At 43.6% G+C, this 17,744-nt stretch carries 17 protein-coding genes and 1 tRNA gene; 16 read left to right on the forward strand and 2 right to left on the reverse strand.

What is annotated here, in order from left to right; genetic code table 11:
• Positions 1 to 26: 26 nt before the first annotated feature.
• The 4 genes from metG to AC1DBT_RS02465 all read left to right on the forward strand — a co-directional run bounded on the left by metG (position 27) and on the right by AC1DBT_RS02465 (position 4,780).
• A complete protein-coding gene (gene metG, locus AC1DBT_RS02450; RefSeq protein ID WP_480018433.1) occupies positions 27 to 1,655 on the forward strand; it encodes a methionine--tRNA ligase in 1,629 nt (542 codons plus the stop codon).
• Between the two features lie 186 nt (positions 1,656 to 1,841).
• Positions 1,842 to 2,789: a 16S rRNA (adenine(1518)-N(6)/adenine(1519)-N(6))-dimethyltransferase RsmA gene (gene rsmA / locus AC1DBT_RS02455; RefSeq protein ID WP_480018434.1), complete on the forward strand. Its 948-nt coding sequence runs from the start codon at positions 1,842 to 1,844 to the stop codon at positions 2,787 to 2,789.
• Entirely contained in the window at positions 2,776 to 3,879 is a 1,104-nt protein-coding gene (locus AC1DBT_RS02460) for a TatD family hydrolase (RefSeq protein ID WP_480018435.1), read from the forward strand. Before rsmA ends, AC1DBT_RS02460 begins: the two co-directional genes overlap by 14 nt.
• 148 nt (positions 3,880 to 4,027) lie before the next feature.
• Entirely contained in the window at positions 4,028 to 4,780 is a 753-nt protein-coding gene (locus tag AC1DBT_RS02465) for a DeoR family transcriptional regulator (RefSeq protein WP_480018436.1), read from the forward strand.
• A 54-nt stretch (positions 4,781 to 4,834) separates the two neighbouring features.
• Here the strand turns inward: AC1DBT_RS02465 and AC1DBT_RS02470 are convergent, their stop codons facing one another.
• On the reverse strand, positions 4,835 to 5,659 hold the full coding sequence (locus AC1DBT_RS02470; protein ID WP_480018437.1) for a Cof-type HAD-IIB family hydrolase: 825 nt from the start codon (positions 5,657 to 5,659) through the stop codon (positions 4,835 to 4,837).
• A 248-nt stretch (positions 5,660 to 5,907) separates the two neighbouring features.
• On the opposite strand from AC1DBT_RS02470, the gene AC1DBT_RS02475 reads away from it, so the two are divergent.
• The 4 genes from AC1DBT_RS02475 (at position 5,908) to AC1DBT_RS02490 (ending at position 9,651) form a co-directional block, all read left to right on the forward strand.
• Positions 5,908 to 6,852: a ComF family protein gene (locus AC1DBT_RS02475; RefSeq protein WP_480018438.1), complete on the forward strand. Its 945-nt coding sequence runs from the start codon at positions 5,908 to 5,910 to the stop codon at positions 6,850 to 6,852.
• 604 nt (positions 6,853 to 7,456) lie between these two features.
• Positions 7,457 to 8,428 carry a substrate-binding periplasmic protein gene (locus AC1DBT_RS02480; RefSeq protein WP_480018439.1) on the forward strand — a complete coding sequence of 324 codons (972 nt, stop codon included), beginning with the start codon at positions 7,457 to 7,459 and terminating at the stop codon, positions 8,426 to 8,428.
• A gap of 321 nt (positions 8,429 to 8,749) precedes the next feature.
• Positions 8,750 to 9,202, forward strand: coding sequence for a LytTR family DNA-binding domain-containing protein (locus tag AC1DBT_RS02485; protein ID WP_480018440.1), 453 nt, complete (start codon positions 8,750 to 8,752; stop codon positions 9,200 to 9,202).
• Positions 9,202 to 9,651 (forward strand): DUF3021 domain-containing protein, encoded by a 450-nt coding sequence (locus AC1DBT_RS02490; protein WP_480018441.1) that lies wholly within the window; start codon positions 9,202 to 9,204, stop codon positions 9,649 to 9,651. Before AC1DBT_RS02485 ends, AC1DBT_RS02490 begins: the two co-directional genes overlap by 1 nt.
• A gap of 108 nt (positions 9,652 to 9,759) precedes the next feature.
• Here the strand turns inward: AC1DBT_RS02490 and AC1DBT_RS02495 are convergent, their stop codons facing one another.
• Positions 9,760 to 11,046, reverse strand: coding sequence for a hypothetical protein (locus AC1DBT_RS02495; RefSeq protein WP_480018442.1), 1,287 nt, complete (start codon positions 11,044 to 11,046; stop codon positions 9,760 to 9,762).
• A gap of 359 nt (positions 11,047 to 11,405) precedes the next feature.
• On the opposite strand from AC1DBT_RS02495, the gene hpf reads away from it, so the two are divergent.
• The 8 genes from hpf to AC1DBT_RS02535 all read left to right on the forward strand — a co-directional run bounded on the left by hpf (position 11,406) and on the right by AC1DBT_RS02535 (position 17,742).
• Entirely contained in the window at positions 11,406 to 11,984 is a 579-nt protein-coding gene (gene hpf, locus AC1DBT_RS02500; protein ID WP_480018443.1) for a ribosome hibernation-promoting factor, HPF/YfiA family, read from the forward strand.
• 88 nt (positions 11,985 to 12,072) lie between these two features.
• Positions 12,073 to 13,107, forward strand: coding sequence for a DegV family protein (locus AC1DBT_RS02505; protein WP_480018444.1), 1,035 nt, complete (start codon positions 12,073 to 12,075; stop codon positions 13,105 to 13,107).
• Between the two features lie 66 nt (positions 13,108 to 13,173).
• Entirely contained in the window at positions 13,174 to 14,295 is a 1,122-nt protein-coding gene (locus tag AC1DBT_RS02510; protein ID WP_480018445.1) for an NAD(P)-dependent oxidoreductase, read from the forward strand.
• A 9-nt stretch (positions 14,296 to 14,304) separates the two neighbouring features.
• Entirely contained in the window at positions 14,305 to 14,736 is a 432-nt protein-coding gene (locus tag AC1DBT_RS02515) for a hypothetical protein (protein ID WP_480018446.1), read from the forward strand.
• A 238-nt stretch (positions 14,737 to 14,974) separates the two neighbouring features.
• Positions 14,975 to 15,757: an NYN domain-containing protein gene (locus tag AC1DBT_RS02520; RefSeq protein WP_061103200.1), complete on the forward strand. Its 783-nt coding sequence runs from the start codon at positions 14,975 to 14,977 to the stop codon at positions 15,755 to 15,757.
• Positions 15,758 to 15,770: 13 nt separating this feature from the next.
• Entirely contained in the window at positions 15,771 to 16,349 is a 579-nt protein-coding gene (locus AC1DBT_RS02525; protein WP_480018447.1) for a hypothetical protein, read from the forward strand.
• Positions 16,350 to 16,446: 97 nt separating this feature from the next.
• Positions 16,447 to 17,415, forward strand: a complete 969-nt coding sequence (locus tag AC1DBT_RS02530) for a hypothetical protein (RefSeq protein ID WP_480018448.1) — start codon at positions 16,447 to 16,449, stop codon at positions 17,413 to 17,415.
• 251 nt (positions 17,416 to 17,666) lie between these two features.
• Positions 17,667 to 17,742 (forward strand) — tRNA-Thr (locus AC1DBT_RS02535).
• The last annotated feature ends 2 nt before the right edge of the window (positions 17,743 to 17,744 follow it).

Below are 17,744 nucleotides of genomic sequence, written 5' to 3' on the forward strand. Positions count from 1 at the left end.
GCAGTTTCAAATCTCAAGGAGTTTGTATGGCACAGACACAATGCCCCTCTTACTTTATAACAACGCCTATTTACTATGTAAATGCAGCTCCGCACCTAGGAACTGCATATTGCACTATCCTTGCCGATGTGCAGGCGCGTTACCGTCGTATGATGGGCTACAACGTTAAGTTTTTAACTGGTATGGATGAGCACGGTCAAAAAGTTGCCGAAGCCGCGGCAGCTCACAATCTTTCGCCACAAGCATGGTGTGACAGCCAAGCTCCTTTGTTTACTAACTTGTGGAAAAAGCTTGAAATCTCTTACGATGATTTTATTCGCACCACCGAGCCGCGCCAATACAAGGCGGTTCAGGAGTTGTGGAATCGCATGAAAGAAACGGGATATTTGTATAAGGGCAGCTATGATGGCTGGTATTGCACGCCCGAGGAAACATATTTTACCGAAACTCAAGTAAGCAAAGCAGCCGAAGCACAACAAAGCGAAGGCGAAAATCTGTGCCCTGATTGCGGACGTCCGCTCCAACGCGTGAAAGAAGAATCATATTTCTTTAAACTTTCTGCATTTCAGGACAAGCTCCTTGCGTTATACGACGAACATCCCGAGTTTGTACAACCTGCGTTTCGCATGAACGAGGTTCGCTCCTTTGTTGCATCGGGTCTGCAAGATTTATCGGTAAGCAGGACGAGTTTTGATTGGGGTATTCCCGTTCCATTTGATGCTAAGCATGTTACCTACGTTTGGTTTGACGCGCTGTTGAATTATATGACATCTGTTCGTTATGGTCTTGACGACGCTGCTTCTAAGGATGAGTTTGCATTTCGTTGGCCAGCGCAGTGTCACGTTGTGGGAAAAGATATTATTCGTTTTCACTGTGTAATTTGGCCTGCAATGCTCATGGCGCTGGGCGAGGCTTTGCCTCAAAGCGTTTTTGCACACGGATTTTTAACCGTGCGTAATCCTCAAACAGGAAATGCAGAGAAAATGTCTAAATCTCGCGGTAATGCCATTGCTCCTTCGGAAGTTATTGATAAACTTGGCGTTGAAGGCTACCGCTATTACTTTATGACTGACGTAACTCATGGTGAAGATTCGGCAATTTCGTTTGAACGTATGGAGCAAGTCTATAATGCCGATTTGGCAAATAGCTGGGGTAATCTTGTTTCTCGTACCATTACTATGTGCGATAAATATTTTGATGGGAAAACGCCTGTTGTTGATGATGCGTGGAAGCAACAGATAAGTCCGCTTCGCGACATTGCCCAACGCATGTTTGAGCCGTACCAAAAAAATATGGAGTCCATGAATTTTGCTGCTGCAAAAGACGTTGTTATGGAGCTTGTTCACGCAGCTAATCACTATATCGAGGACATGGCACCTTGGAATGTTGCAAAAGATCCCACGCGCGCAGAAGAATTGCGTTTTATCCTGCTTAACCTGCTTGAATCAATTCGTATTGCAGCGCATCTTTTGGCACCATTTATGCCCGAAACTTCGCATGAAGTACTTATGCGCGAAGGCCTTGATCCCGAAGCCGAGCTGGTAGGCGGTACGATGATTGAAGGACTTTCACTTGATGTTATATGTGCATGGGGAGGTCTTGCAGGCGATCAGCCTGTTGTAAAGGGTGCTGCTCTTTTCCCTCGCCTTGCATAAGATGAAGCGGTAAGCGCATACCAGATGCTTGAGGGCACTGATGAGCATGATATTGCTTGACTGAAGGCGTTAAGCGTTGATATGAGCTTGTATCAATATCGGCTCTTTTGTTGGTGTCTGCACCTACAGACACCAAGACATGCGTTTGAGTGAGTTTGTACCGCAATCAACACTACGTAGAGGAGTATGGTGTTTTCTAAACTGGCATCAAAACGCGCTACCTTGGATGTTTTGTCTTCGTTTGGTCTATATACAAAACATCGCCTTGGTCAAAATTTTTTGATAGATGATAGTGTTATTGGGCACATTTTAGAGCTTGCACGTGTCCAAGCGGATGACTACGTTATCGAAATAGGGCCAGGTATCGGCACGCTTTCATGTGCGCTTTTACCTCGTGTCAAAAGGCTTTGTGCAATTGAAGCCGATCGCGTATTGCCAGATGTGTTGGCTGAAACGCTTGGTGAATACGCCGATAAATTTGAGCTTATATCTGCTGACGCGCTCAAAGTTTCTGCTGACGAGATTCGCGCAAAACTTTTTTCTGCAGATTGTGATGGATACGCGTGCTCGGTAAAGCTGATAGCAAATTTGCCGTATCAAATTGCTGCTACTGCAGTTTTGCGCTACCTCGAAATGTTGCCCGAGCTCAATGAGCTTATTGTTATGGTGCAATCAGAAGTTGCGCAAAGAATGGCAGCGCAGCCGGCTCACAAGCTCTACGGTGCGTATTCAGCAAAGCTTGCACTGTATGCGGAGTGTGTTGGTGGTTTTAAGGTTGCGCCCTCAAACTTTTTTCCCTCTCCTCATGTTATGTCTGAAGTTATACACATACAGCGAAGGTCTGCGGATAACCAGCTGTGTAAAGCTCACGAGAGGGCATATGTTGCGCGCGTTATCGACGCCGCTTTTTCTCAACGACGCAAAACGCTTCTTAATTGCTTATGTGCCTGTGGTTTTGATAAGCAAGATGTTCTTAAGGCTTGCGATAATGTTCAAATTGACGTGCGCGGTCGCGGCGAAAAACTCACACCTTCTCAATTTGTTGAGCTAGCTCGTACGCTTGGGTCTATGTCTACACAAACTAGTACGTTACCATGCAATTTTGACGAAAAGAAGCGTGATGAGCACATATAAACCCACCGCTGAACTCTGCGATTTTTTACCAGACGATCTTATGCTTTTCCATGGTAAACGTGGCAAGGCGGTTCCTATGCCATTGTCTGACACACCTGTTGCCGACACGCATGGGCATCTGCATTGTTTGCGTGAACTCACCAGTTCGGCAGCTCTTGCTCGCGCAGCATTAGCAGGCGTTGGCATGCTCGTTGATCCTATAGACCCTGTTGAAGATATACCTTTTGGTATTTATAGTGCGTCTACGGTTGATGCGTGGCGTGCTCGTACCATTGACGAAGCCCATGCGCTTCTTGAATATGCCAAGCAAAAAGGGGTTGTGTTCCCGTATTTTTCACATCCGCATATACGCGGTTATGAGCAGCCGGCGTACAATCGCCTGCTGGATTCGTTTAGAATTATTGCAGGCGTCCACCCTTATGGAGCAGCTCAATTTGACGCGTCTGCGCGCGAGCGCCTTATGCAGTTGCTTGATCTTCCGTATTGTGTGGGAATTGGCGAAATCGGCTTAGATTTTGGTCCATATAATAAGGTTGCTCCTAACGATCAAATTCATGCACTTGAATTTCAGCTGCGTCTTGCGCATGAAAGAAACTTACCTGTTGAATTGCATATTCGCGATGCACAAGATGACAACACGGTAGCAGCACATGTACAAGCGGTGCAGGTGCTTAGGAACATAGGTGTTCCGCCCCGAGGTTGTGTACTGCATTGCTTTACATCTACGCCGCAGGTCATGAAGCCATTTGTAGAAATGGGGTGCACCATTGCGTTTGGTGGCGTGTCAACGTTTGCGTCTGCGCCATATGTTCGCCAAGCTATACAGGCATGTCCGGTAAACCAAATGGTTACCGAAACCGACGCTCCCTATATGGCGCCTGTACCTATGCGTGGTCATGCGTGCGAAATTGCACATGTTGTATTTACAGCAGCTTCACTTGTGGCAACGAAGTGTACAGCGTCTTTTGATTCAAAAGAAGCAACGTGTATTCCACCTAAAGAGTCATATACGCTAAGCCCCGTTTCTCAATCAGAAGTTTATGGTGCACTATGGAACAACGCATATGAACTTTTTATGAAAGAAATCTAAAATACTTTCGTTTTTGGGCTTTTGGACCATAAATTATTACGTTTAGAGAATAGTTCGTAAATATTTTCTGAAAATCTGTGTGGATATGTTATGTATATGATGAGTAAAAGCACGGATTGTTAAACGCACGTCTTGTTAAGGAGGTTACATGTCCAAACGAGACAGTAAAATTCTAGAAATTTTAACTGAAAAAAAGCGCATTGATGTGACGACACTTGCGCAACGGCTCAATGTTTCTAACGTGACCGCGCGTAAAGATTTAGACGCCCTGCAAGATAAGGGTCTTGTTGTTCGCGAACATGGATATGCACTCCTTGCAAACCCTAATGATGTTGCTGGACGCTTGGCATATCATTACGAAGAAAAGCGCAGCATTGCCGAGCGAGCTGCTGATTTTGTGTATGACGGATCGACGATTATGATAGAAAACGGCAGTTGTTGTGCTTTGCTCGCGCGCATTATTGGCGAAACCAAAAAGAATGTGAGCATTATCACAAACAGTGCTTTTATCGCGTGGTACGTACGAGATCTTCCCGAAGTTCATGTTACGCTGTTGGGGGGTTCTGTTCAGCCCGATTGCCAACTGACCGTAGGTCCTTTGATGCGCCTTGGTGCGCAGCAATTTTCGGTGGAGTACCTCTTTATTGGTACAGATGGTTGGTCAGAAAAAAGCGGATTTACAAATTGTGATCAAATGAAGGCCGAAGCTGTTCGTGCGATGGCCGACGTTGCAGCAGAAGTTGTTGTAGTAACTGAACCCGAAAAGTTCACGCATTACGGACCAGTGCCTATTCGACTTGACTCGCGCATTGCGTCAGTTGTGACAGGTAAAAACATACCAAAATCAGCGTGCGAATACCTTGAGGCGCATCATACACATGTATATTTAGCTGATAAATAGGGTGCGCAGTCAAAAGACTGCGCAAACATGGTGTGTGCTACGTTTATACAGACGCTATGCATTGAGAATAAACTTCTCTATAACCTCTGCTACGCCGCCTTCATTGTTATTGTCCTGGGTAACATAATCAGCTTGTGTTTTCATGGAATCATCAGCGTTTGCCATGCATACGCCTAAACCTGCGGCTTTGATCATTTCGGTATCGTTAGCGCTGTCGCCAACGGCAATGGTCTCGCTCATGTCAATACCTAAGTGATGAGCCAAACGCTTAAGCGCCGCACCTTTAGAAATACCTTTTGGCGTAAATTCAATGTAGCAGTTAGAAGAAAACGTAACGCCTACGTCGCGCGTAAGGTCGCGCATGTCATGAGCCAGTTGTTGCAGATACGAAAAATCATTATTCATGTATAAAATCTTAACGATATGCGTGTTGCGTAAAAATTCCAGATCTGCCTCACGTGTTTCAATAGCAGGTATTCCCGTTAACGTGAAGATATTTCTGTCGTCGTCGCGCCATTTTGTGGTATAAATCGAGGCGAGCGTATATACGTGAACACCAACATTTCCCAGTTGAATACCGTGTTTCCATATTTTGTTACAAAAATCCCACGGTGTTGGCGGCTGTAAGTCAATGATAGTATTGTGCGCATTTTCGGTGATGCACGCGCCGTTACACGAAATTGCATATTCGTCTTTCATGTCTTTTGCACCAATTTCATCGAGAATGTATTGCATAATAGCAAAGCTTCTACCAGACGATGGTACGATGTAAACGCCTTTTTCTCGTGCCAGTTCAATAGCACGGCGTACGCGCGACGGTACATGGCGAGCGTCGTTGAGCAGTGTTTCATCTAAATCTACAGCAACAAGTTTATACATATATTCCCATTCGTTTGAAAGTATAGGTGTTGAGCTTATGCAGCGTACCTTCGTATGTATACAGTTTAGCGGTGTTAATGCGTATTGTTGCTTGCGTATTTTCAATATGCTCGTAATTCACAGCTTTTATGGATTCAAAACGTGTGCTTCATAGGGTGATGGACCATACCAAACAAATGTTTGCATTTTGATTGGTAACGTGCTACTATAAAATTGCTCATACGTGCTGTTCCAAAAAAGGAATAGCAATGGATACCTGTGGAAAAATTTATGAAGAGGCGCTGCGTCAAGCACGTGCAGCTAAAGCTTTTGTATATAATCCCTATGTTTCGTTCTGTACGTTTGAAGCCTATCAGCAGTGTGTACGTAACATATGCGCAAGCGATTTGTATGCGCGTCAACGAGGTTCTTTTGTCAAACGTGCGTTGGGATTTTCGTTTGAAAAGCTTATGTGTCCTATACTTTGCGTTGCTTGTAATAAACGATGCAACAGTTTTATATGTAAATCATGCTTTCATCGCTTGTTGTGGATAGATCCTGTGTGGTCGTGTCCAAATTGCTCGGCTCCTGGTGGTTGGCTTACCTGTAGCGAATGCAGCAACCCATGGGGCTTTGCGTCATGTCATGCGGTGTATGAGTTTTCATCGTATACAAGACAGCTTATTTTGCAATTTAAAGACCAACGAGATACTCGTTTATCTGCGTGTTTGGCGGCTCTTTTGGCGTGTTTTTATCGTTTTATGTGCGCCGCGTTTTATCCAAACGGCACGAGCGCAAGCGCTGTAAAATCCAAGCTGATCTTTTCGCAGCAAACATCGCAGAATATATGCCGCGCACCACCACGCTTACCTCATAACGCTGTGTGCTTTATCCCTGCAACTCGCAAAGCATATCGTTATCGGGGCTTTGACCATATGGAGCTTGTTACACAACTCTTTGCGTACGCTCTAGGAATTTCTTATTGCGACGTTTTACTAAGGCCATACGCATTGGATCAAAGGCATCTTTCAAAGCAGCAGCGTATTGATAACCTTACGGGCACCATTTCTGTACTACAAGATATGAGCAATAAACGGGTTCTGGTATTAGATGATGTTATTACGACAGGCGCGAGCATGCGCGAAGCAGCAAGAGCGTTGAAGCAAGCAAACGCTGTAGATGTATCAGCTCTTGCGTTTGCACGCGTTTGGTAAACCGTATGCGTATGCTTAGAAAGAATTGAGCTTTTACCTGGGATTAGTTAGGATTTTGGTGAGGCGAGGCCTTTAGTCGTGCGTTTGTATAAGCTTGTGTACATGTCTTGTGTATTTGCATGCGCATGTGTGCATGCGTGCGCTGTATGTACTGGTATCTTGTATTTATAACCTTATATACAAATATTACAGGTGTATTTATTCAACGTATTCTATGGTGGACGTATGTGCTCAAGCTGGTATACTTAAGATAACTTATCTAGGTTTGTGGTTGCGGAAGCACTGAAGAGTTTGTGCTCGGCATGGTGTTTCTTAGTCCAAGGCAGACGAGGTCAAAAGGATCCACGTAAATACAGGTGTACGCATGTGTGTGAGCATGGCTCGTCCTAGGGGTTAGTCATACCGTCTGTTGATTTCAAGGCATACGGCCTTGCAGGCGAGAGAGTTTACAGTATGGATACCGCGGTATACCAGCGAAGACTCCAGTATGCGAGTGTGGGGTCAAATACCAGGTCAACTAGGTAAGTTGTTGCTGTTTGTAACTCAAAGTACACGTTTTTCGAGATGATATTTTGTCATACGGCATGTGTTAAAGGAGCGTTGTATGAATAGGCGTTGTGTATCATATCTACTATGTTCACCAGTTGTTCTTGTAACCGCGTTGGTCCTTAGTGGATGTTCGTTTTCTTCGATTCCTAATCTTTCTTCGCTTCAAAAACCTTCAGTGCAGCAAGCACAATCAGATTCTCAAGCTAAGCTTAGTCCAAAAGTAACAGACGAAAACCTTGTTACACCTCAAACACTTACCGTTGGTATAAAAATGAGTTCAACTGTTGCTCCCTTTGTAATGCAGGCTGATAATTCTGAACTTTGTGGGTTGGATATTGATTTAGCATATGCTTTAGGTGATGCGCTTGGACTCAAAGTAACATTTGTTGAGATATCAGATGTGGGAAGAAGCTTGGGAAAAACCTGTGATATTGTGCTTAACGCAAAGTCTAACGAAACAACTGTTGCCAAGATTGTAGGTGGCTATGCAGAATCTGCAGCTGCGCTTTATGGTAAATCAGCTGGAACACAACTTAAAGTTTCTGATTTGTCTGGCAAGCGCGTTGCATTGCAAAAAGGTTCGCTTTCCGAGCTTGCCTACAAACGTTCTGGCTTAGCTATGACCACGGTAGATTGCTCCAACCTCAATGAGGCTTTTGATGCAGTCCAATCGGGCAAAGCTGATTACGTACTCTGTGAGGCCTATGCAGGTGCTTATATGATAAAACATGCAAAGAATATTGCATGTGTTGGGACACTTGATAAGCCCGTTCAGGCGGGTATTGCAGTTGCGTCAAAAAATCAGGCATTACAGGACGCACTAGAGAAAGCTTCTTCTAATATTCAAAGTAACGGTGTTTACCAGCTCATTCGCTCACGTTGGGTTGGCGCAAATGCTGTTTTCTCAGCAGATACACAAATCAAGGGTATACAAACACCCCAATCGCAAAATAAGGATGCTTCTGATTCTAAAAATAAGGATGCTTCTGATTCATCAACTGCAGGTTCAAATGCGGTAAATCTCTAGGGCTTATTTGATTGTATTTGGCTGTGATAAGTGTAGAGGATACGAAAGTGCCTGTTATATGGGAATATAACAGGCACTTTTAACACTGCGTTCATTGTCTAACGTGAAGTGCGTAAGCTAAGGTTTTAGGTGTATCTGTGAACACCTTTATTCGCAGCTGCTTATGCGCGGCGCTTTACCTTGTTTCGCATGTTTGGAAAGATTTTTGTATATTATGCAGTAAAGTAACCACTTATAGCGTTCGTACAACCACTTATTACACAATTGTAGAAATTGCACGCTGCTATCTTATAGAATTCTCAGCGTACAGGAGGTGAACTCATGAAAATTGAACTTAAACTTGATAAAACATATGAGGATCCAAAAATTGTTATCATGACAAATCAAGTTACGGACGAAATAAAACTTATCATGGAAATGCTTTCCGATGAGCGCGCTCATGTGATTGCTGGGTTTAAAGACGGAGATGCGGTGGTACTTGATCCAGCTGATATCTATCGCATTTTTGCTTGCTCTGGCAAAGTTTTTGCCCAAACAAACCAAGGCGATTACGCGCTTCGTTTGAGGCTCTATGAGATAGAACAGTGGCTTATAAACAAGGATTTTGTACGGATATCAAATTCTGAGATCATCAATTTAAGCAAAGTGAAGAGCTTTGACTTGAGCTTTACTGGAACAATTTACGTAAAGTTGTCAAATGGAACTGGAACATACGTTTCCAGAAGATACGTTGCCAAAATTAAACAATTCTTAGGCATGAAAGGTGGTAAATAATGAAAAAGACACTCATTCAACTTGGACTTCTTGGATTTCCTCTAGGCATTGCAATTGGTTATGTGATAACGCTGTTTATATCAATTGGTATTGGGGACAATTGCTACTATCCCGTCAATCAAGAGCTCATAAACACAGCTGGAACCGAATTAAACGCTGTTCTTCTTCAAACGCTTTTGTGTGGCATAGTGGGCTCGTTGTTTTCAATGGGATCGGTTGTTTGGGATATTGATTCGTGGAGTATTACCAAACAAACAGGCGTTTATTTTGTAATTGCTTGTCTAGCGATGTTTCCCATTGCTTATTTTGCAGGTTGGATGCCGCATTCTGTTGTGGGCGCCGCACTGTACGTGGGTATATTTATAGCAATATTTGCGATTTGCTGGATTACTCAGTATCTTTCGATAAAGCATAAGGTCAACGAAATGAATGCTTTGGTCACTAAGTAGATCCAATACAAATGCGCACCGTTCGTATCAGACGGTGCGCTTGTATAATATTAGGTAACCATACGTTTAAGTTGCTTAAGGCGAACGCATAACGCGTAATCAAAAGTATTACGGCAGTGTTTTCTCCCAGTTAGGGTTAACTGCAATTCCTCCGATATGAACGTTTTCACCGCGATATGCTGCCAAGCTTTTAACGTCAAACAAATGCTCATAAGCGCCAGTTTTAAATACGTAGCGAGAAAAATCAAGCGTAGCCGAATCGTCCTCGCCGTTATCCAGGCGATACACAGCACAAGAGGTAACATCAAATCTTGGGATATTTCCACCATGAGCAAGCGCTTCAAATGTGAAGAGATGTTTTCCTGCTCCCGTTGTTACATCAACGGAATATACTTTGCCTGTTCTGGTTACAAAACGATATTCACTACCATCCAACACGCCTCTTTGTCCACCTATGTCATCTTCGTCTATATCAATAAAGTTTTCGTTGGGGTCTATAATATCTAGAGTCCTTCTGGTATGGTTTGCAAGATCCCACGCTTCTAAAACCGCATGTCCAGCCTTTGGGTCTTTATTGTTGTCTCGACTGGCATCGGGATTATCGTGCAGATAGCTTAAAAGATAAATACTATTGTTGTAACGCTGAAACTCTTTATTGGCGTGTGAAATGCTTTCATCATGTGCAACGCTTTCAAGCACGCGCGGGCATTGCGGATTGTTTTGATCTGCAGGGTAAACCTGTACAAGTACATCAAAATTGTCAATAGCCGCGAGTTCTTCATTTGATGCACCTGTGTGCTCTTGATACACGGCTTGAGCTTGTTCAAGAAGATGAGAAGCATATCTTGTTTGAGTAAGCGCATAAAGCGTATCTTCACAAACACCCATATTCATGTAGCCGCCGTCTACGTTAATGGTTTCGGCCCTTTCTGAGCTTCCTACAACAACAGGCTGGTTGTGTTCGCCAGGTTTGCCTCCGCCTCCATAAAAGGCAATAAATCCACGGCCGTTATCGTGCGCATATCGTGCATATTCTACACTTGGCTTAAAATCGCGTGAAATCGCTTTTGTTCCCTGATCATTGGTGAAAAATTCAGATTTTGCACCAGCGTAAAAAATACCAAGATCACTCCATAGAGGCTCTGCCGAGGGCATGCTGCCCGTATTAAAAGCACGGGTATTTCCCGACGCGTCTGCAAGCACCAGATAGCCAACATTGGGATTAAAGTCTAACAAGTTTGTGCGCGTTTTACTCAGACGTATTGCAAGTGCCTGATCTTTGGTTGTAAAGTCTTTGGAATTTATGGTTGGTGGCTGCGTAAAAATATACAAGATACCAACTAGTACCGCGCAAAACGCAACACTTACCGTAATAATTAAGGTACGATGTTTCATGCATCATCACCCCATTTGCGACAAGAGCACCATGTGTATGTAGTCTATCTTTATACTAGATAGTTAACTGAAAGTATATCATATGTACTTGCTTGTAAAACTTGTATGGCCTTTGTTTTGCTCAAAAATGTGACGAGCGTTTACCAAAAAATGAGACGAGAACTTTCTTGAAAGGGCATGCGCATTAAGCGAAAAAATTCAGCCGTATAGCTATATTTGTTTGACGGATAAGCTTTGCGGGTATGAAATATAATGTAAAGCACACCAAATTCGGTGTGGATGAACGGATTGATTGCCGGTGCAGCTGTTACAAAAGTTCATACACCTGGATTTGAAGTAACTTTATTAAAGGAGGAATCATGACAGACATTAAAATTTCCGGTCGTAAGGTTTCCGTAAGTGACGCGTTGCGTGATCATGTGCAACTTAAAGTAGGAGATGCGCTTAAAGTCTTTGATATTACGCCGATGACCTGTGATGTGGTTCTTCGTGTAGATAAAAATCATTCAAATCCTGATCGTAAAACCTGCGAAGTTACCGTTTATGTGCGTAATAATGTAGTTCGTGTTGAAGCAAGCTCAGAAGATATGTATGCCGCTATTGACGCTGCAAGCGACAAAGTTACCAGGCAGTTGCGCAAATATAAAACCCGTATTATCGATCGCAAACAACGCTCTCAAGCGCCTGTGCCTGCTCCATCTAAGGATTTGTCTGACCTAATTGACGAGGTTGCCGATGACGACATGCTGGTACGTGAGAAGTATATTGACCTTCATCCTATGACCGAAGAAGAAGCGCTTGTACAAACGGATTTAATTGGTCATGACTTTTATGTGTTTGAGAATGCAACAACTGGGTTAATTAATGTTGTTTATCATCGTCATAATGGTGGATACGGTATTATTAAACCTAAACTTGAAACAGAAGATGGCGAGTAGTTGTATTCATAGAGCGCATGCGTGCGGTTGCGTTTCATAATCACATGTGTTAAAACTACGCCATCTTAACCGTTTGTGAGGATTGATTATGGATACAAACCAGTATAGCTCAATGGATGAACAGCCAAAATTCGCCGACGTTCAAAGCAGTAACCAGGATTATCCGTGTCGGAATAGCATTCATATTATTGTGGATTCTACCTCGGATTTTTCGCCGGCCATTATTAAGCGCTTGGGTTTGGAAGTCATTCCGTTTACGTATGTCGATGAGGCAGGCATAGAGCACATGGATGACATGTGGCAAACTATGTCTGCCCACGATTTTTATGAGCGCATGAGAAAAAATCCTAAGATGCACTTTTCTACAACGGCAGTAACTCCTGGTAGATACTACGAGTATTTTGAACGCTGTGCTCAAAAGGGAATACCAACGCTGTATTTATGCCTGTCGAGTGGATTGTCGTCTTCAGTTGAATCGGCACGTCGCGCGCAAGCGATGATTAAAGAAAAATTCCCTGATTTTGAGCTTTATGTGCTTAACAATCGCTGTGATTCAGCAGCAGGGGAGTTGCTTGCTATTGAGGTTGCCCATCAAGCATCACTGGGTTTAACTGCTCAAGAAGTATATGAATGGGCACGTGACGCTCGTTATTTCCTACAGGGTTTCTTTACGCTTGAAAACTTTGACGCGCTTGCAGCTGGAGGAAGAATTCCTCCAGCGGCGGCGAGTGTAGGCGGAAAGCTTAACATTAAACCGGTGCTTTCGTATGATCTTAACGGTGCGCTTACCTTGCGCGGAATGTGTCGTGGTCGTAAAAAAGCACTCAAAGCTATGGTTCAGGCATTTGAAGCAGGATATGCAAAAGATACGTCGTTGCCGCTTGCAATTGTTTCAACCGATGCCGAAAAAGACGCCGATTGGCTTGAAAAAGAAATCAGAAAAGTTAAAGGTTGCGATCGCGTGACTATTATCCGCTCTCAAGTGTCTCCTATTTTAGGCTCACATGTTGGACCAGGCATGGTTGCTATGGTTTATTGGGGCACAGATAGAAGGTGCGAACAGTCTTTAACCGATAAAATTGCGCAAAAAATTAAGAGGACTATGGGCGGAGCAGTTTCGTAGCTAGCCTCAGACGCGCATTTTGGTATATCGTACACATCTGTTTTCTTACTAAGGATTGATTCATCTATGAAGCAACGTATTACAACTGTGGCGTGGATCGGCACTGGAATTATGGGTGCACCTATGGCGCACCATCTTCTTCGTGCAGGATATCACCTGATTGTGCATTCGCGTACTAAACAAAAGGCTCAGGCGCTCATTCAGGCAGGTGCACAGTGGGCAGAAGACGTTGCTTGTGCAGTGCGTCATGCTGACGCTGTGTGCACCATGCTTGGCTATCCGCAAGATGTTGAAGATGTTTATCTTACACAGACGGGCATTTTGCAAAACGTTGCTAAAGATACCTGGATTATCGACTTTACTACGTCATCTCCGCTGCTTGCTCAAGAAATTCATCAGGCAGCGGCTCTTAAGCATTGCATAGCATTTGATTGTCCGGTAACGGGAGGCGAAACAGGGGCAAAAACGGCACATCTTACCGCGCTTATTGGAGCTCGTGAACAAGATATTTTGCCTGTTGTTCCTTTGATTTCTGCTTTTGCAAACAAGCGGTTTTACTTTAATGAAGCAGGAAAAGCGCAGGTTGCAAAACTTTGTAATCAGGTTTCCCTTGCTTCTTGTATGGTTGGCTATGCGGATGCGCTTGCGCTTGCTAAGCAATCTGGTTTAGACGCTGCGCAGGTTATTGATATGATTTCATCGGGCATGGGTTCTTCGCGCGCACTTTGTGAGTTGGCTCCTAAGTCTTGTGATGGTGATTATAAGCCCGGCTTTATGGTTGCTCACATGAAAAAAGATTTATCACTTGCCCTTGAACATGCCCAAGAGGTTGAGGTTTCATTGCCTGGCGCGGATACCGCGTATAACCTCTACGACATGCTCTGCGATATTGGGGGAAAACGTTTGGGCACTCAGGCAATCTCTTTGCTCTATGAAGACGAAGCGCAAGGTGTTGCGGCAGGACTTGATTGGTCGGCATATCAAAAAGATTCGTATATAGACAACGAACAAGAATCACCATCGTCTGATCAATCGTCTGATGATACACATGAGTCAAAGTCTTGCGCGCAAGATCAAGATACCAAAGGTGCTGCTTCATATCATATGAGCGGCCAAGAAGAATTTTCTGATTCATCCGATGACGCACACAGCGATATGCAGGGTCTTTTGGATAATTGGATGAAATAAGGATACGGTATGCCAACATTTAATTTTGCTTCTTTTGGCGTGGCGCTTATTGCGGTGCTTATGCTTTTATTTGGTATGGTACTTGGTACTAAAATTGGATCCGAACTTGCCAAAAACTGTATAAATCATAAGGATTATTGGATAGCACATCTTAAAATCCTGGTAATAGGTGTTTTGATATCCGCTTTTGTGTGTTGGCTAAACCTTATTATGTTGGCAGGCATTCCTATTGGCGCTATGGCAAGTGCTATCACGGTGCTCAAAATGGATTTTGGCGAGAGCGTGGGCGTTTGGAAATTCCACGATAAGTTCTTTCGCGTTAATAAAGATCATGTGCAGCGTGGGAAAACCAAGCAAAGCCGTCGTCGTGCAGAAGAGGTGCGGCGTTCTTTGCGCGATAATACCGATGTCCCCGAGTATATAAGCGTAAGCGATAAGTAAGCACATAAGTGTGAACAATAAGCAAGCACACCTTTTGAGTGAGCTCACAAATATATACTTCGTAAAATTTATAAATACTGTTATCCTTACAAACACGGCGTTAATTATGCTGTCCATACGATATAATTACATGTAATATGTGGCGTGTCTGATATTATTTTTGCGTGTCAGCAGAGTATTAACAGGTAATTTATAGCTTTTAAGTATATACAGGCACGTCTTACAGAAAGGGTACTATTTGAGTGACATTAACCAACGTTCAATAGCTGTTTTTATTGACTACGAAAACTTTGCAGCTGGGGCAGGCGCATCAAAAAATAAAACGTCTTTGCACGGTAAGCGCGCGCAACCAAACATGAAATGCGTGTTTAGCAGGCTTGTTGATAAAGGTCGTATTACCTTAAAACGCGCCTATTGCGACTGGCAGCGTTTTAAGCAAGATGTTACACCTCTGCATGAGTTGGGCATCGAGCTTATAGAAATTCCTGATCGTTCGTCTACGGGTAAGAATTCTGCCGATATTCGCCTGGCAGTTGATGCAACAGAGATGTGTCTTACCAAAGATCATATCGATACATTTGTGATCCTTTCAGGCGACTCAGATTTTTCGCCTTTGGTATCAAAATTAAAAGAATTTGGTAAAACCGTTATTGGAATAGGCGCAAAACCTATTACCAGTTCGCTTTTAGTTGAAGTTTGCGATGAGTTTATCTTTTACGAAGACATTTTGTCGCAGGCCGGAATTCCCGAGTTTAAAGACATTGTACCTGTCGAAAAACACCCGTGCTATCAACTGTTGCTCGAAACAATTGATGCGCTTCAGCACGAAAACGATTCGGCTATTTTTGCTTCGCACTTAAAAATAACCATGATTCGTAAGTGCCCTCAATTTTCTGAGAGAAGCTATGGCTATAGGTGCTTTTCGGCTTTGTTGGAAGAAGCCGCAAAACTGCAGCTTATTACCATTCATAATGATGATAAAAAAGGTTCTGTTATGATAGACGGCTTTTCAGAACGCTAAGAGAGGAGTTGCTATGGAAGAGATAGACTATACAAAAATTCCTTTGGAAAATTTGGTCACGGGTCTGCGCAGCACGCGTCGTCGTGAACGTCAAGATTGTGCTCATGAGCTGGTTGCGCGTTGCTCGCAAAATCCTGAGGCCGCACTTGATCACATACGCCCCCTACAAAAAGCACTTACCTGCACCGAGGCGCAAACGCGCTGGGAAGTGCTTAATGCTTTGGCTGTACTTGCTCCCTATGATGTTAAGGCTGTGGGCAAGTCGTTTAGAGATGCAGAAACATGCTTGTTTGATGATGAGTCGGCATCTGTGCGTTTAGCAGCGTGTAGATTTTTAGTTGCCTATGGCAGCCAGTCCGAAAAAAATTCTGATAAATCATGGGCGGTTTTGGATGAGTTTATCCAGTGTTACCACGGTGACCCTGAATATCGCGATATTTTAAAGATGATGCTAACGTTTGCGCAGGCGCATATTTCTCGTAAAACGCGTGCGGCTATGAAGAAACGTTTTGAATTTGATGCACATAATTCAGACGGCTATATAAATAAGTTTTCCGTTGAAATTATTGAGGAGTTAAAAAAAGAGGAATAATATTTGTTGTAAGCAATTTTAACGCTACACCAAGATGTGCATAACAGTTGCATAGATCAGTTGCATGGTTAACCCCGTGCAAAATTCGGAGGTTTTTATGGGTACAAATTCAAATGGGAATTATGGGATGCATGCCCAGGATAATTCTTTGCATAAAGCAGCAGGTACACGTTCTGCGGCGCGAGAGATTGTGTTGCCTAAAGGTGCTGATAAAGCAAATAAGCATCACTCGGGATCGTTTTTGCTTCTTGTTGTTGCACTCCTTGTCGTATTAATTGTAGGAATGTGCCTGGGTCACTATATTCAAGGCTTGCCCTTCCCAAGTTTTGGCGCCCAAGGTGCTGCTGCATCGCAAACGCTTACCGAAGATAGCGTAAAGCAAGCTATTGCCACCTACGAACTTGATGGTAAGCGTGTAGACGTCCTTGCAAAAGATGTTATTGCACAAAAGCGCTCGCTTGATAGCTCTAAGAGTGACGATGGCACCTATGCAAAGCCATCTGCCGAAGAAATTATGGGTTACATTCGTACTCAGTTGCTCAAAAAAGACGCAGCCGATCAAGGCATTGATGTTTCCGACGACGAGGTCTCAGAATTTGCAAAGAATTCTTTGGGAACCGACGATATGTCATTACTTGCTAAAAGTTATGGTATGGATGAAGACAACGTTAAGGAATTGATTCGCACGTCTGTAATTTTAGATAAACTTCGCAAACAGGTTGTTACCACAAAGGTTCCTACGATTCCTTCTGTTCCCAAACCGCCAGCGGCTGGCAAAGAACAAGAGCCTTCTGCTGAATATGCAAAATATATTATTGATCTTGCAGGCAATGAATGGGATAGCTCAGCCGATACATGGAAATCCAAGGACAGCGCTCTTGCTCAGGGATTAAGTAAGTTTAAGATTTCGAGCAAAGGCGCAACCTACGACGCAGTTCGCATTGCATACTCACTTGCTTTGCAAAAGGCAAATCAGGTTAAACAGGCAAGCGACGAAGAGTGGAGAACGTACGTGAACAAAACATTTAATCGCGTAACGGTTACGATTAACACGCTTGGTGCTTAAAAGGTATTATTGTTTCGTTTGCAAGTAACAGGTACAGGCGTTCATTGAGCTCCAGCTCCGCTGCTTGTGGCACTCATAAGGTTGCTAAAAGCTTGCCTTGTATAAAGGCAAGCTTTTTTGGTACAAAGTTTTGCAATTTTGGTTAAATAATGCATAGTAGAATTTTCGCTTGAAATATAGCCGGTTTTCCGTATAGTAAATAGGCGTATGTTTTCAAACATTACATCATGAATAACATACGCCTATGGTAGGCCAGCTTAGCTCAGTTGGTAGAGCACCGCTCTCGTAAAGCGGGGGTCACCAGTTCAAGTCTGGTAGCTGGCTCCAGT

It is taken from the genome of Fannyhessea sp. C0108B2, from assembly GCF_056583915.1.

Bases quoted from the DNA above. Each gene is read 5' to 3' on its own strand.
- metG (WP_480018433.1), top strand. From the start codon at position 27: ATGGCACAGACACAATGCCCCTCTTACTTTATAACAACGCCTATTTAC.
- rsmA (WP_480018434.1), top strand. From the start codon at position 1,842: ATGGTGTTTTCTAAACTGGCATCAAAACGCGCTACCTTGGATGTTTTG.
- AC1DBT_RS02460 (WP_480018435.1), top strand. From the start codon at position 2,776: ATGAGCACATATAAACCCACCGCTGAACTCTGCGATTTTTTACCAGAC.
- AC1DBT_RS02465 (WP_480018436.1), top strand. From the start codon at position 4,028: ATGTCCAAACGAGACAGTAAAATTCTAGAAATTTTAACTGAAAAAAAG.
- AC1DBT_RS02470 (WP_480018437.1), bottom strand. From the start codon at position 5,659: ATGTATAAACTTGTTGCTGTAGATTTAGATGAAACACTGCTCAACGAC.
- AC1DBT_RS02475 (WP_480018438.1), top strand. From the start codon at position 5,908: ATGGATACCTGTGGAAAAATTTATGAAGAGGCGCTGCGTCAAGCACGT.
- AC1DBT_RS02480 (WP_480018439.1), top strand. From the start codon at position 7,457: ATGAATAGGCGTTGTGTATCATATCTACTATGTTCACCAGTTGTTCTT.
- AC1DBT_RS02485 (WP_480018440.1), top strand. From the start codon at position 8,750: ATGAAAATTGAACTTAAACTTGATAAAACATATGAGGATCCAAAAATT.
- AC1DBT_RS02490 (WP_480018441.1), top strand. From the start codon at position 9,202: ATGAAAAAGACACTCATTCAACTTGGACTTCTTGGATTTCCTCTAGGC.
- AC1DBT_RS02495 (WP_480018442.1), bottom strand. From the start codon at position 11,046: ATGAAACATCGTACCTTAATTATTACGGTAAGTGTTGCGTTTTGCGCG.
- hpf (WP_480018443.1), top strand. From the start codon at position 11,406: ATGACAGACATTAAAATTTCCGGTCGTAAGGTTTCCGTAAGTGACGCG.
- AC1DBT_RS02505 (WP_480018444.1), top strand. From the start codon at position 12,073: ATGGATACAAACCAGTATAGCTCAATGGATGAACAGCCAAAATTCGCC.
- AC1DBT_RS02510 (WP_480018445.1), top strand. From the start codon at position 13,174: ATGAAGCAACGTATTACAACTGTGGCGTGGATCGGCACTGGAATTATG.
- AC1DBT_RS02515 (WP_480018446.1), top strand. From the start codon at position 14,305: ATGCCAACATTTAATTTTGCTTCTTTTGGCGTGGCGCTTATTGCGGTG.
- AC1DBT_RS02525 (WP_480018447.1), top strand. From the start codon at position 15,771: ATGGAAGAGATAGACTATACAAAAATTCCTTTGGAAAATTTGGTCACG.
- AC1DBT_RS02530 (WP_480018448.1), top strand. From the start codon at position 16,447: ATGGGTACAAATTCAAATGGGAATTATGGGATGCATGCCCAGGATAAT.